This window comes from Gordonia sp. YC-XJ4 (genome assembly GCF_059511865.1).
This window is the reverse complement of record NZ_CM183447.1, coordinates 4,310,240-4,325,920: the sequence shown is the minus strand read 5'-3', so window position 1 is coordinate 4,325,920 and position 15,681 is coordinate 4,310,240. Positions and strand designations below refer to the sequence as shown.

2 protein-coding genes (1 of these 2 running past the window's edge) are annotated in these 15,681 nt (G+C 70.2%); both read left to right on the top strand.

Annotated features, from left to right (window positions below; all coding sequences use genetic code 11):
* Positions 1-1,921 carry the end of a non-ribosomal peptide synthase/polyketide synthase gene (locus AC5ZH6_RS19330; protein ID WP_496167688.1) on the top strand. 38,330 nt of this gene lie to the left of the window's left edge, so only the last 1,921 of its 40,251 coding nucleotides appear in the window; the start codon falls outside the window, past its left edge; the stop codon is at positions 1,919-1,921.
* Positions 1,918-15,681, top strand: coding sequence for a non-ribosomal peptide synthetase (locus AC5ZH6_RS19325; protein WP_496167686.1), 13,764 nt, complete (start codon positions 1,918-1,920; stop codon positions 15,679-15,681). The genes AC5ZH6_RS19330 and AC5ZH6_RS19325 overlap by 4 nt, the downstream gene beginning before the upstream one ends.

Here is a 15,681-nt window from a genome sequence, read left to right as displayed (position 1 = left end):
GTTCCTTGGCGGGCGACTGCCGGCGCACATGGTGCCCGCGGCTGTCACCGTCCTCGACCACCTCCCGCTCACGCCTGCGGGCAAGGTCGACAAACGTGCACTACCCGACCCCGTGCTCGACGCCGGTGAGCATGTCGGCCCCGCATCGGCCGCCGAGGCCGCGGTGGTGGCGTGCTTCGCCGAGATCCTCGGTATGACCAGGGTGTCGGTCACCGCGGATTTCTTTGCCCTGGGCGGTAATTCGCTCAGCGCCACCCGACTCGCGGCACGCGTCGGTGACGCGCTCGATGCCGAACTGGGTGTGCGCGACGTGTTCGAGGCGTCGACGCCGCGCGCACTGGCCCGGGTGGCCGCCGGCCGCGCCGGTGCGCTCGCGCCGGTCCGGGCCGTTGTCCCGCGACCCGAGCCCGTGCCGCTGTCCTTCGCGCAGAGTCGCGTGTGGTTCTTGAACCGCCTGCAGCCGGAGTCGGTCGCCTACAACATCCCGGTCGGGTTGCGCCTGAGCGGACCACTGGACCCCGACGCCCTGGCCCTTGCGGTGCGCGATGTCGTCGCGCGCCACGAGATCCTGCGAACCACATTCCCGACAATCGACGGCGAACCGGTGCAGTGGGTACACAGCCCCGACGACGTTCTCGCCCGCCTCGACTGGGCGGTGGTCGCCGACGAGACGCAGATGTACGAGGCCGCAGCCACCGGCTTCGACGTCACCGCGCGACCCCCGTTCCGGGTGCGGCTGTGGCACGCCGGCGACGACGACTGGGTCCTGCTCGCGGTCATCCACCACATCGTCGGCGACGGCGAATCGATGCGGCCCTTGATCGCGGACATGATCACCGCCTACCGGGCACGGGTGGCCGGCGAGAACCCCGAATTCGCGCCACTGCCGGTGCAATTCGCCGACTACGCACTGTGGCAACACCGCGAACTCGGGTCCGCCGACGACCCGCAGACCGTCGTCGGACGTCAGCTCACCTACTGGCGAGAGCGGTTGCGCGAGCTGCCCGACGTTCTCGACCTGCCCGCCAAGAATCCGCGGCCCGCGGTCGCCTCGCAGGCCGGTGCGCTCTTCGAGTTCGAGATCCCCGGCCCGATCGCCGACCGTGTGTCGGGTCTGGCGCGCGACCGTGGCGTCACCCCGTTCATGGTCATCCACGCGGCGCTCGCGGTGCTTCTCGCACGGCTCTCGGCGACCGATGACATCGCGATCGCCACCCCGATCGCCGGCCGTGGCCAGGCCGAACTCGACGGACTGATCGGCATGTTCGTCAACACGCTCGTCCTGCGGACCGTCGTCGATCCCGCGACGGGATTCGCGGAGTTGCTCGACGAGGTCCGGGGCGTGGACCTCGAAGCGTTCGCGCACGCCGACATCCCATTCGAGACCGTCGTCGACGCCGTCGATCCGGTGCGCTCACAAGCATTCTCACCGTTGGCGCAGGTGCTGCTGACCATGGCGCAGCCGACACCGACCGAGGCCGTCGCCGACGACTCCGGCATCGTCATCACGCCGATGACCCCGCCGGTGGTCGGTGCGCAGCTCGACCTGTCGATCAGCATCGGCGCGAGCCCTCACGGACCGTGGCGGTCGTCGGTGGTCTACGCCACCGACCTCTTCGACGAGGCCGGTATCGCCACGCTGGTGGCGCGATTCGTCGCTGTGCTCGACGCGGTGACCGAGACGCCCGACGCTGCGGTCGGTGCCGCCCCGATCGTCGCCCCGGCCGAACGTGACACGCTGGTGCAGTGGTCGTCGGGCACGCCGGGACGCCATCCCGCGAGCACGCTGTCGACACTGATGTCGGACGGGGCGCAACCACGCACCGGCGCCGACGACGCGAGTACACGGCGGCACGGGGACAACTGGCACAGGGACAACCGGCATGGGGACACGGGGCACAGAGAGGGAGACAACGCGTGACCGAGGTCGTCCGGATGAGTGCCGCGTCGCCCGGCGTGGCCGTGGTGTGCGGTGACCGACGGGTCACCTACGCGGAGTTCGCGGCGCGCGTCAACGATCTCGCCCGATGGCTGATCGCCGCGGGCGTCGGCCCCGATGTGACGGTGGGCGTGGCGATGCCACGCTCGGTGGAGATGCTCGTCGCGATCCACGCGATCGTCGAGGCCGGCGGCCACTACGTCCCCCTCGACGTCGACGCACCGCTCGACCGGGTGCGATACATGCTCGACACCGCCGACGCCCGGATCGTCCTCGTCGTCGACGGCGCGGCTCCCGCGGTGATCGCCGACCTGCCCGAACCGATCCGGGTGATCGGCGTCGACACGTCGGTGCCGATCGACCCGGCGACCCCGCCGATCGCCGACGCCGAACGGCGCGCACCGATCCGGCCCGACGATGCCGCCTACACGCTGTTCACCTCCGGTTCCACCGGGCGCCCCAAGGGGGTGACGGTCTCCCACTCGGCGATCGTCAACCGGCTCGAGTGGATGCGGGAGTGGTACGGGTTCAAGGACTCCGACGTCGTGCTGCAGAAGACGCCGATCACCTTCGACGTGTCGGTGTGGGAGTTGTTCCTGCCCGCGACCGTCGGCGCGACCCTCGTGCTGGCCGAGCCGGATCGGCACGGCGACCCCGACCACATCGCCGACCTGATCACCACCGAGAACGTTACGGTCATCCACTTCGTGCCGTCGATGCTGGCCACGTTCGTCGACGTGCTCGGCCCGCGGCTGTCCGGATTGCGTTCGCTGCGGGCGATGTTCACCTCCGGGGAAGCGCTCGCGGCGGCGACCGCGCAGGCGGTCCTCGCCGAATTGCCCGCGCTGGAGCTGCACAACCTCTACGGCCCCACCGAGGCGGCGGTCGACGTCACCGCCCACCACGTCCTGCCCGGCGAGGCCACCGTGCCCATCGGTGTCCCGGTGCCGAGCACCACCACGTTCGTGCTCGACGCGCGGCTGCAACTCGTACCGGTCGGCGTGCCCGGTGAGCTCTACCTCGGCGGCATCCAGATCGCGCGTGGGTATGCCTCTGCCTCGGCGCTCACCGCCGAGCGCTTCGTCGCCGATCCGTTCGGGCCGCCCGGCGCGCGCCTGTACCGCACCGGCGACCTGGTGCGCTGGAACTCCGCCGGCGAAATCGAGTACCTGGGCCGCACCGACTTTCAGGTCAAACTGCGCGGGCAGCGGATGGAACTCGGCGAGGTGGAGGCGGTACTCGCATCGGCCCCCGGTGTCGTGCACGCCGCCGCGGCCGTCGTCGACTTTCCCGCCGGAGCACAGCTCGTCGGTTATGTGAGCCCCGACGACGTCGACCTCGACGCCGTCCGGGCGACGGTCACGCGGGCGCTGCCGGAATACATGCGCCCCACCTTGTGGGTGCCGATGACGGTCATGCCCCGCAACAGTGCGGGCAAGGTCGCCCGTCGCGCGCTGCCCCGGCCGGAGATCGAGGTCCGTGAGATCGTCGCGCCCGAGACCGGACCCGAGACCGAGATCGCCGCGATCTACGCCGACGTGCTGGGACTCGATCGGGTGAGCGTGACCGAGTCGTTCTTCGACCTCGGGGGCAACTCGTTGGCAGCGACCCGCGTCGCCGCCCGGGTGGCGCAGACACTCGACGCCGATGTCACCGTCCGCGATCTGTTCGACACGCCGACGGTCCGCGGACTCGCCAACGCCCTGACCGGACGCGGGCGGACCCGGGCACAGCTCACGGCACGACCACGGCCGCAACGGCTTCCGCTGTCGACCGCGCAGTCGCGGATGTGGTTCATCAACCAGTTCGACACCGACTCGTCGGCCTACAACATCCCGATGGGGCTGCGAGTGGAGGGTGCGGTCGACACCGACGCCCTTCGGCTGGCCGTCCTCGACGTCCTCGCGCGACACGAGGTGCTGCGCACCGTCTACCCGTCCGATGGCGCCGGCCCATACCAGCGGATACTCGAGACCGACGCGGCGGCAGAAGAACTCGACTTCGCGGTCACCGACGACGAGGCCGAACTCGCCGCGAGTGCCGTCCGTGGGTTCGACGTGTCGAGCCGCCTGCCGATCCGGGTGCGGGTGCGAACCGATCGCGGTGGGGGCCGCGCCGCGGAGGATCGTGCCGCACATTCCGATGTGGTGATCACGGTGCATCACATCGCTTTTGACGGTGAGTCCTCGCCGGTGTTCGTCGGGGATCTGCTCAATGCCTACCTACGACGCACCGGCGCGGGGATCGACGCACCGCTGCCACTGCCGGTGCAGTACGCCGACTTCGCGCTGTGGCAGCGCGAGGTCGTCGGGGACGTCGCCGATCCCGGATCGCCGGCCGCCGCGGCGATGGCCTACTGGCGTGCCCACCTCGCGGGACTGCCCGCGGTCACCGACCTGCCGATGGACCGCCCGCGCCCCGCGGTGCTCGACACGACGGCGGGCGTCGTCTCCGTCGAGGTCGACGACGCGGTGGCGGCGAAGTTCGAAGCCTTTGCCCGCGAACATGATGTGACGGCGTTCATGCTCTCTCACGCCGCGCTGGCCATCACCGTGGCGCGCCTGGCCGCCACCTCCGACGTGGTGATCGGGGCGCCGATCGCCGGGCGCACCGACGCCGCGCTCGCCGATCTGGTGGGGATGTTCGTCAACACCCTCGTGCTGCGCACCGACGTCGATCCGGCAGTGCCGATCGGCGACTTCGTGGCGGCGGTGCGCTCGACCGACGTCGATGCCTTCGCCCACGCCGACGTGCAATTCGACGATCTCATCGACGAACTCGCCCCCGAGCGCTCGACCGCCTACCCACCGCTGGTGCAGATCGCGTTCACCCACGAATCGGCCGGCGCCCCCGCAGACGCCGAGGCCGAGGTTCAGGTGGCGGGGCTGGCCGCACGCCCGCTCGGACCGCTGAACGCGGTGGCCAAGTTCGATCTGACGGTCGGCGTCGCCGACCGGTCCGCCGATCGTCCGATGCGTTCCGACTTCCTCTACGCCACATCGCTGTTCGACGAGGACACCGTCGTCCGGTTCGCGCAGACCTGGCTCCAGGTCGTCACCACCATGGTCGCCGACCCCCGGCGCGCGGTCGGCGACATCGACGTCGTCGACGATGCCGCGCTCTCGGCGATGCGCCCCAGTCGTAATTCCACCGGCGTCCTCGAGCCGGCCGCCGACGGCGGGATCAGCACACCCCGACCGCTCGTTGAGATCCTCGACGCGCGGGTGCTCGACCCCGCTGGTGATGCGGTGATCTGCGACGATGAGGTGCTCTCGCACAGCGAGTTCGACGAGCGCACCCACCGGTTGGCGCGCGAGCTCATCGCCCGCGGTGTGCGCCCCGACGACGTGGTCGCCGTCGGTCTCGAGCGCGCCGTCGATTCCGTCGTGGCGGTATTCGGCGTGATCCGTTCCGGAGCCGCCTACGTCCCCATCGATCCGGCCTACCCCCAGGACCGCATCGACTACATGATCGCCGATTCCGGTGTGCGCCTGGGCGTCACCAACGCGGCGACCCGACACCGCCTGGGTACCGGTGGCTGCGACTGGATCGATGTCGCGATCGCCACGGATCCGGCCCGCCCGGCAGCGCCGGTGACCGCAGCCGACCGTGCCGGCGAGATCGGCCCGGACACCCTGGCCTACCTCGTCTACACCTCCGGCTCCACCGGCCGACCCAAGGCCGTCGGCGTCGGCAACCGTGGCATCGCGACTCTCGTCGACGCCCTCCGGGAGATCACCGGAACCCCCGAACAGGCGCCCGACACCCGCGTCCTGCACGTCGCCTCACCGAGTTTCGACGCCTCCGTGCTGGAGATGATGTGGTCCGTCGCACTCGGACACACCCTGGTGGTGGCGCCCCCGACCGCCTACGCTGGGGAGGCCCTCGGCGCCGTCCTGAGCCGCGATCGGGTGACCGACACCCTGATCACCCCGACGGTGCTCGCGACCGTCCCGGTCGAACGCGGTCGCACGATCCGCAATCTGGTCACCGGCGGTGAGGCCTGCCCGCCGGAACTGGTGGTGCGCTGGGCGAATGGGCGCGGTGCCGACGGACGCGGGGCCGATCGACGCCGCATGTACAACTTCTACGGCCCGTCGGAGGCGACGGTCTGGTCGAGCACCGGCCGCTCCGAGGTGGGCCGACCGGTGACGATCGGCCATCCTGTCCGCGGATTCACCGCCTACGTCCTCGATGCGCGACTGCACCCCGTGCCGCGCGGGGTGGTGGGCGAGCTGTATCTGGGGACCAGCGATTCATTGGCCCGCGGCTACCTGGGACGGCCGGGCCTGACGGCAACGTCCTTCGTCGCCGACCCGTTCACCGGTATCCCAGGGCAGCGGATGTACGCCACCGGCGACCTGGTGCGCGTGCGCCGCGACGGGCAGATCGAATTCGCCGGGCGCGCCGACCATCAGGTCAAGATCAACGGGCAACGCATCGAACTCGGCGAGATCGAGTCCGTGCTCACCGATCTACCCGAGGTGGCCTCGGCGGTGGTCCTCGGAGTCGCCGACGACTCCGGGCGATCGCGGCTGGTGGCCTACCTGGTTCCCGACGACGGCGCCACCATCGACCCGGCGCGTATCGTCACCGCCGCCGGTGCACGGCTGGCCGGGCACATGATCCCGCACCAGGTGGTCGTCCTCGCGGAGTTGCCGCTCACCCCGGGAGGCAAACTCGACCGGGCCGCGCTGCCCGCGCCGGAGCCGGTATTCGAGGCCGCCGATCGCGTATCGCCGGCCACCGCCGCCGAGACCGCTCTCGCCGCGATCGTCGCCGGCCTCCTCGGTCGTGACGAGGTCGGCGTGACCGAATCGTTCTTCGCCCTCGGCGGCGACTCCATCATGTCCATCCAGCTCGCCTCGGCGGCCAAGGCCGCCGGACTGACGCTGACCCCACGAGACATCTTCGAACACAAGACCGTTCGGGCGATGGCCCGTGCAGCCACCGACGGTGCCACAGCGCTGCCGGTACTGGCCGACCCGCCCGGCGGACCCACCGGGCCGACCGAACTCGGCGCGATCATCTCGTGGATGGTCGACACCTCGCCCGCACCCGAGGACTTCGCCGACTTCAACCAGTCGATGGTGCTGGCGGCACCGAGGGAACTGTCGGTCGACGATCTCGCGATCATGCTGGCGGCGGTCTGCGCGGCGCACCCGATGCTCACGGCGCGACTGACCCGAGGCGCGGTCGGATGGGCGTTGACGACCGGCGAGCCGTTCGACGCACATGCCGCCATCGAGCGGGTGATCACCGACAGTGCCTCCGGCACAGAAGATTTCGACGAGGCGGTGCGCGCCGCTCATGTGCGGGCGGCAGCGCTACTGGATCCGGCCGCCGGGCACGTGATGCGTGCCGCGCTGGTGGTCGGCGTCGACGCCGCCCGGTTGGTCCTGGTGATCCACCATCTGGCCGTCGACGCCGTGTCGTGGCCGATCCTCATCGAGGACCTGCTCACCGCGGCGGCGGCGGTGTCGGCCGGCACGCCGCCGGTCGTACGCTCCGAGCCGACGTCGATGCGCGCCTGGCAACAGGCGCTGGCCGACCGGCGCGAGTCGCGGGAATCCGAACTGCCGCTGTGGCTCTCGCGCTCGCCGGAGACGCCCACCCGGCTGGGCGTCGACCCCGATCCGCAGCGGGACCGCCTACGCACGGTCGGCTCGGTGATCGCGCGGATCGACGCGCCGATCACCGAGCCACTGCTCACCGCCGTGCCCGAAGCATTCGGCGGCAGCGTCAACGACGTTCTCGCCGGCACCCTGTCGCGCGCGATCCGGTCCTGGCAGCAGCAGCGTGGTATCGCCGACGATCGGGCGGTGGCGATCCTCGTCGAGGGCCACGGCCGCCACGAGGACATCCTCGAGTCCGGCCCGGACCCGCGTCGCGCCGACCTCTCGCGCACCGTCGGATGGTTCACCACCCTGATCCCGATGCTCGTCGACCCCGGTGCCGACGCCGTGCACGCGGTCAAATCGGCCAAGGAACAACGACTGACGATCCCCGATCACGGCATCGGATTCGCCGACCTGCGTGCGGTGGCGAACTCGCCTCTCGCGCAACGCCCCTTGCCGACGATCGCCCTGAACTACCTCGGCAACCGGGCTGCCACCGACGGCGGGGGAGACGTCGGTGACGGGGGAGACGTAGGCGGAGGCGCGACGGCCCACTTCCTGCCCGCACCCGACGCGCCGTTCCTGCCGTCCTCGGTGTCGGGGGCGATGCCGGTGATGGCGCCGCTGACCATCAACGCCGCCGTCACCACCGGAGCGAATGGGCCGGTACTGGCGGCCGATCTGCGATTCGCCCAGGGCGTACTCTCCGAGGCCGACGCCACCGACATCGCCGAGCGGTGGCGGCGAGAACTGGCCGAACTCACCGAGATCGCCGACGCCGGAGAGCCGGTGGGTCTTTCACCGTCCGACGTGCCCGGCAGTCACGCCACCCAAGACGACCTCGACGAGGTGGCGGCGCGTTATCCCGGAGCGACGATCTGGCCGCTGTCGCCCTTGCAACGCGGCCTCTACTTCCAGTCGGTGCTCGCCGGTAACGGCCCGGCCACGGCCACCTCGGGTGGCACTGCGGACACCGCAGACGACGTCGTCGATGCGTACGTCACCCAGGCGGTGCTCCGGCTCGGTGGGGACGTCGACCTCGACCGGCTGCGTGCGGCCGCCGACGAGTTGCTGCTCCGGCACCGGGTGCTCGCCTCCGGGTTCGTGCGTGCCCGCAGTGGTGCGGTCCTCGCGGTGATCCCGCCCGACGCACGGGCCGGGTGGCGGGTCGTCGACCTCGCCGACGACGCCGCGGCACCGGACCGGGTGGCCGAGATCGCGCGGCAGGAACGCAACGAGCCGTTCGACCTCGCGTCGCCGCCGCTGCTCCGGGTGGTGGTGATCGGTCACGGCGATCAGACCGATGTGGTGATCACCAACCACCACATCCTGTTCGACGGCTGGTCGGGCCCACTGGTCCTGGCCGACCTGATGGCGCTGTATGCCACCGGATCGGCCTACACCGGCGACGGATCCGGGGGAGACTTCCGGGACTTCCTGCACCACATCGGCCGCATCGACGATCGCGCGGGGCTGCAGGCGTGGGCGCGACGACTCGCTCGTGCGCAGGGGCCGACCCTCGTCGCGCCGGGTGCCGAGGCCACCGCCGAACACCGACCCGCCGAACACATCGTTGCCGTGTCGGCCGAACTCACCGCCGCACTGGAGGATTCGGTCCGCAGACACGGCACCACCCTGGCCACCGTGCTGCAGGTCGCCTGGGCGCTGCTGGTCTCGCGGCTCTCGGACTCGCGTGTGGTCACGTTCGGGGAGACCGTGTCAGGCCGTCCCGCCGACCTTCCCGGCGTGGAGAACATGGTCGGGTTGTTCATCAACACGCTGCCGGTGGTCGTCGACGTCGACCCCGACGCCACCCTGGCGGCCGTGGCAAGCGCCCTGCAGGACGACAAGACCGCGGTCCTCGACCACCAGCATCTCGGTCTGTCCGAGATCATCGCGCACAGCGGCGTTCCCATCGCCTTCGACACCCTCACGGTGCACGAGTCGTACCCGGTGGACACCGCCTCCCTGTCCTCGGCGTCGCCGACGGCAGTCGGCGGACTACAGGTGCGCGGCGTGGACGTCAGCGACTCCACCCACTACCCGCTGAACCTCGCGACATCGGTGCGCGGGGATCGGCTCCACCTGCGATTCGCGTATCTGCCCACGGCCTTCGACGAGGCGCAGATCATGGTCTTCGCCACCGCGCTCACCCGAATCCTGCAGACCTTCGTCGACGCACCGGGCACTCCGATCGGCGAAGTGCCGCTGGTGGATTCGGCCACCGCAGCACTCCTCGACGACTGGTCGCACGGCGCGGTGGTACCGCTCGAGGGCGATGCGGTCACCGACCTGTTGGCCCGCCGCGCCGCCGACACGCCCGACACGATCGCGGTGATCGCCGACGAGCGAGAGGTCACCTATGCCGAATTGCTCACCCGCGCGAGCACGCTCGCCCGTGAGCTGATCGCGTCCGGAGTGGGACCGGACACGGCTGTGGCCGTGTGCATTCCGCGTTCCGTGGAGATGATCGTGGCGATCCACGCCGTGTGGGCTGCGGGCGCACAGTTCGTGCCGATCGACACCGGCGCACCGGAGGATCGGGTGCGCTACATGACCGAGGTGGCCGACGTGTCACTCGTCCTCGTCGGACCCGGCCCGATCCCCGACGGGATCGCCGCACTCCCCGATACGCGGACCCTGACGGTCGACGCCGCCACTGCAGTGGATCTCTCTGTGGTCGACTCCGCCGCCGTCGCACCGGTCACGGTCGACGATCGCCGGGCGACAGTCCTTCCCGAGCACGCGGCCTACACCATCTTCACCTCCGGGTCCACCGGACGACCCAAAGGTGTCACCGTCTCGCGTCGGGCGTTGAGCACGCATCTGGCCTTCGACCGCGACTACTACGGATTCGGCCCGGACGACGTTGTGCTGCAACAACTCGAGTACACCTTCGACCCCGCGATCATCGAGATCGTCCGCCCCGTGGTGTGCGGCGGACGGCTCGTTCTGCTCCACCCCGGAGAGCACCGCGACCCGGTTCTGGTGACGCGCCGCATGATCGATCACGGCGTCACCTCGGCGACGCTGGTGCCCTCGGTACTCGGCGCGATGGCCGAGATCGTCGACGAATCCGACCTGGCCGAACTCACGGCGTTGCGGTTGCTGCACACCGGTGGTGAGGCGCTCACCCGCCCGGTGGCCGACGCGATCGGGCGACTGCTGTCCGCCACGGAACTGTACAACCAGTACGGTCCCACCGAGACGACGATCTACGCCGCGGTGCAGCACATCCGGCGCGACGGCCACACCGTGCCGATCGGCCGGCCACTGTGGAACACCGTCGCGCTCGTCCTCGACGAGCGTCTGCGTCCGGTACCGCCGGGACTGCCCGGCGAGTTGTACTTCGGCGGGGATCTCCTGGCTCGCGGGTACGCCGGCCAACCCACCCTGACTGCCGAACGGTTCGTCGCCGACCCCTACGGGCCTGCCGGCGCTCGGCTCTACCGCACCGGCGACCTGGTGCGCTGGAACGCCGAGGGCGAGTTGGAGTACCTGGGCCGCACCGATTTCCAGACCAAGCTGCGCGGCCAGCGCATCGAACTCGGAGAGATCGAGGCCGTGCTCACCTCCGCCCCGGGGGTCGTCCATGCCGCCGCGACGGTGGCCACCACACCTGCCGGCGAATCGCTGGTGGGTTATCTCGCGCCCGACACCGTCGACCTCGATGCCGTCAAGGCCACCGTGACCCGGGCGCTGCCCGAGTTCATGCGGCCGACCATCTGGGTGCTACTCGAGCAGATGCCGCTCAATACAGCCGGCAAGATCTCACGCCGAGAACTACCTGCGCCGCAGCAGGTGTCGGGGGAGATCGTGGCACCGTCCACCCCGGCCGAACAGGTGCTTGCCGAGGTCTTCGCCGGCGTGCTCGGCGTCGAGCAGGTCAGTGTGACAGAGTCGTTCTTCGATGCCGGCGGCAACTCGCTGTCGGCGATGCGGGTGGCGGCGCGCGCGGGTGAGGCGCTGGGACGCGAGATCTCGGTCCGTGACGTCTTCGAGGCACCGAGCATCCGGGAACTCGCCGCCCTCGCCGGCGGTCGGGGCGCAGCAGGCCCGGCGATGGTGCCACCTGCGCCACGACCCGACCACGTGCCGCTGTCCTTGGCACAGCAACGCATGTGGTTCATCAACCGGTTCGACCCCACCTCACCGGCCTACAACGTGCCCGCGGCATTGGCCCTGCACGGTGCGTTGGACGTCGAGGCGTTGCGTGACGCGGTCCTCGACGTCGTCGCCCGACACGAGATCCTGCGCACCACCTTCCCCGAGAACGCCGGTGTGCCCGAGCAACTCGTCCACCCGGTATCCGCGCCGGTCGACTGGCAGATCGCCGGGAGCCGCGACGACCTCGAGGTGGCGGCGACGACCGGGTTCGACGTCACCGTCGACTTCCCGCTGCGCGCCCGGTTGTGGTCGGCGAGCCCCGAGGAGCACGTCTTCGTACTGGTGCTGCACCACATCGCCGCCGACGGCGAGTCGCTGGCGCCGCTCGTCGCCGATCTGGTGACCGCGTACCACGCACGGGTGGCCGGCACGCCACCGCAGTTCGAGCCGCTCGCACTGCAATTCGCCGACGTCGCGGTGTGGCAGCACCGGTACCTCGGTTCGGTCGACGAGCCGGGCTCGGTCCTGCACGCGCAGTGGGGCTACTGGTCACATCAGCTCGCGGGGTTGCCCAGTGTGCTCGACCTGCCGACGGATCGTCCGCGTCCGGCGGTCGCGTCCACCCGCGGGGCGACAACACATTTCGAGATCGACGCCCCGATCGCCGAGCGGATCACCGCACTCGCCCAGGAGTATCGGGTCACTCCGTTCATGGTGATCCACGCCGGGCTGTCGGTACTGCTCGCCCGGCTCTCGGCGAGCGACGACATCGCGGTCGGCACACCTGTCGCCGGCCGTGGCCGACCCGAACTCGACCCGCTGATCGGCATGTTCGTCAACACTCTGGTCCTGCGGTCCGACTACCGGGCACAGGAGTCCTTCCACGGCCTGCTCGAACGCATCCGGGGCATCGATCTCGACGCGTACGCGCACGCCGACATCCCGTTCGAGACGTTGGTGGATCACCTCAATCCGGTGCGCTCGGAAGCGTTTGCGCCTCTGACCCAGGTCCTGCTCACCCTCGAACAGTCGGTGATCGCCGAACTCGCCGGGGAGTCGGTCGCCGGCGGTGAGATGGCCGGTCTGCAGGTTCGGCCGCTGTCGATCGGGGAGATCCCGGCCAAGGTCGACCTGCTGTTCTCGGTGACCCCGGCAGCGGCGGGCCACTCCTGGTCCGGCGCCGTGCAGTACGCCACCGATCTGTTCGATGCACACCGCGTCGAGTCGATGGCCGCGAGCCTGGTCGGTCTGTTGGATCGGCTAACCGCCGAGCCGGGCACCGCGGTCGGTGACGCACCGTTGCTGCGGGCCGAACAGCTAGATGAGCTGGTCCCGGTGTCCGGGGGACCCGAGGTGGCGCCCATGGTGCTCGCCGACATCTTCGCTGCGGCGGTCGCCGGCCAGCGCAGACGTACCGCGGTCGTCGACCCCTCCGGTGCAGCATTGTCCTACCGCGACGTCGATGCCCGCTCGAACCGGCTGGCACGATGGCTCATCGGCCGCGGAATCGGCGCCGAATCACTGGTGGCGCTGGCGATCCCGCGGTCGGCCGATCTGTTCGTGGCGATCTGGGCGGTCGCCAAGACCGGTGGCGGCTACGTACCGATCGACCCCGGCTATCCGGCCGAGCGCGTTTCGGCCATGATCGAGGATTCCGGGGCCGTCCTCGGCTTGTCGATCGCGTCCGTCGGTGACCTGCCGGGTGATGACTTCGAGTGGGTGGCAACCGATCGCGAGTCGACCGCAGCCGAGATCGCGGCGATGGACGAGGCACCGATCGGTGCCGAGGACCGGTTGCGGGTGGTGCGTCCGGACAACGTGGCCTACGTCATCTACACCTCCGGCTCGACCGGCAGGCCCAAGGGTGTCGCGGTCTCGCACACCGGATTGTGGAACTTCGCACGCGCCGAGTCGGCGCGGCTCGGCGTCGGTGACGGGCCGATCGTGATGGGTTATGCGTCACCGAGTTTCGACGCCTCGGTCCTCGAATATCTTCTCGCCGTGGCCAACAACGGCACCCTGGTCTATCGACCGGCCGACGCCGTCGGCGGGGAGGCGTTGCAGGAGTTCATGATCGACCGTGAGGTGACACACACGTTCCTCACCCCGACGACCCTGTCGACCCTCGACCCGGCCCGGTTGCCCGCGGTGGAGTGCATCGCCGTCGGTGGTGAGGCCGTACCGCAGGCGCTGCAGGACCACTGGTCGGCGCACGTCCGGATACAGAATGCCTACGGCCCCACCGAGACGACGATCCTCACCAACATCGGCGAGATCGCCACTCCGGGGACGCCGGTGCGGATCGGTGCGCCGCTGCACGGACTGCAGCAGGTCGTCCTCGATGCCCGGCTGCATCCCGTGCCCGAGGGTGTCGTCGGCGACTTCTACATCGCCGGGTGCGCGCTGTCGCGCGGCTATCTCGACCGCCCGGGCCTGACCGCCGAACGCTTCGTCGCCGCGACGTTCGGTGCGTCCGGTACACGGATGTATCGCACCGGCGATCTCGCACGCTGGCGGCGCGGCCCCGACGGACGTCAGGTGATCGAATATGCCGGCCGCAGTGACGATCAGGTCAAGTTGCGCGGACTGCGGATCGAACTCGGTGAGATCGAGGCAGAGCTCGGCCGGCACAGCCTCGTCGACGCTGCCGTCGTCATCGGGGTCGGTGCTGACGGGGTCGGTGCTGACGGAGTTGGGGGATCGGTCGCCTCGGCACTCGCCGCCTACGTGGTGCCGACCGATCTCGACGCCGATCAGACGACTCTGATCGCGGATCTTCGCGCGCACCTCACCCGGCGGCTCCCGGCGCACATGGTGCCCGCGTCGATCACGGTGCTCGCGCACCTGCCGCTCACCCCGGTCGGCAAGCTCGACAAACGGGCGTTGCCCGCGCCGCAGATCGTCGAGCGTGAGATCGAGCCGCTGCGCAACGACGTCGAGCGTGCCGTCGCCGCCGCGTACGTCGAGGTGCTCGACGTCGACGAGGTCGGCGCCGGCGACGGCTTCTTCGATCTGGGTGGCAATTCGCTGTCTGCGGCGCGGGTCGCGGCGTATCTGCGCGGCGAGCATCAGCTCGAGATCGAACTGGCCTGGCTGTTCTCGGACGCGACGGTGCGCGGGCTGGCGCAACGCATCACCGGGGCCGACGCCACGACTGCCGACGTGCTGATCACCCTGCGCGCCGAGGGTTCGCAGCCGCCGCTGTTCTGCGTTCACCCCGCCGGTGGGCTGGCCTGGTTCTACGGAGGGCTGGTGCCGTATCTGGCCGATCGGCCGATCTACGGCCTGCAGGACCCGCATGTGGTCGGCGGCGAACCGTCGATCACCGATGCCCACGCGCTCGCGCAGCGTTATGTCGCGAAGATCCGCGAGGTCGCACCGCATGGCCCGTATCGGATCCTGGGCTGGTCGGTCGGTGGTGTGATCGCGCATGCGATGGCCACGCGTCTGCAGAACGAGGGCGAGACCGTCGATTTCCTCGGCGTCATGGACTCCGTACCGGAGGACCCGGGGGCGACCGAGCGGACCGTCGAGCCGGCGCCCGAGGCGACCGCACGACCCGGCGCCGAGCAGGACGGTTCGGTCGTCGTCGACGTCCTCGGTGGCTGGCGCGATCTGTTCGATCTCGGCGACGACGTGCAGGCGTCCACGCCGGAGGAGGTCACCGCGATCATCCGGGCCCAGATCGAGGGCATGGGATTGCTCGGCGCCGACCAGGTCGACCGGATCATGACGAGCTTCGAGTTGTCGCCGCAGGTGGTCCTGGAGTTCGTGCCCGCGGTCTTTCGCGGCGATCTGCAGGTGTTCACCGCGACCGAGGACAAGGACGACCCGAGCACGATCGCCGACGGGTGGCGCGCCTACGTCTCCGGCGAGATCCGCAACGTCGACGTCGCCACGCACCATCTCGGGATGGCCGATGCGGCGTCGCTCGCCGTCATCGGCCCGGTGCTCGACGCCGAACTGACAGCGCTCGATTCCGTAGCGGAGGAGGGCAGGAGACCGGGGCGGGGTTAG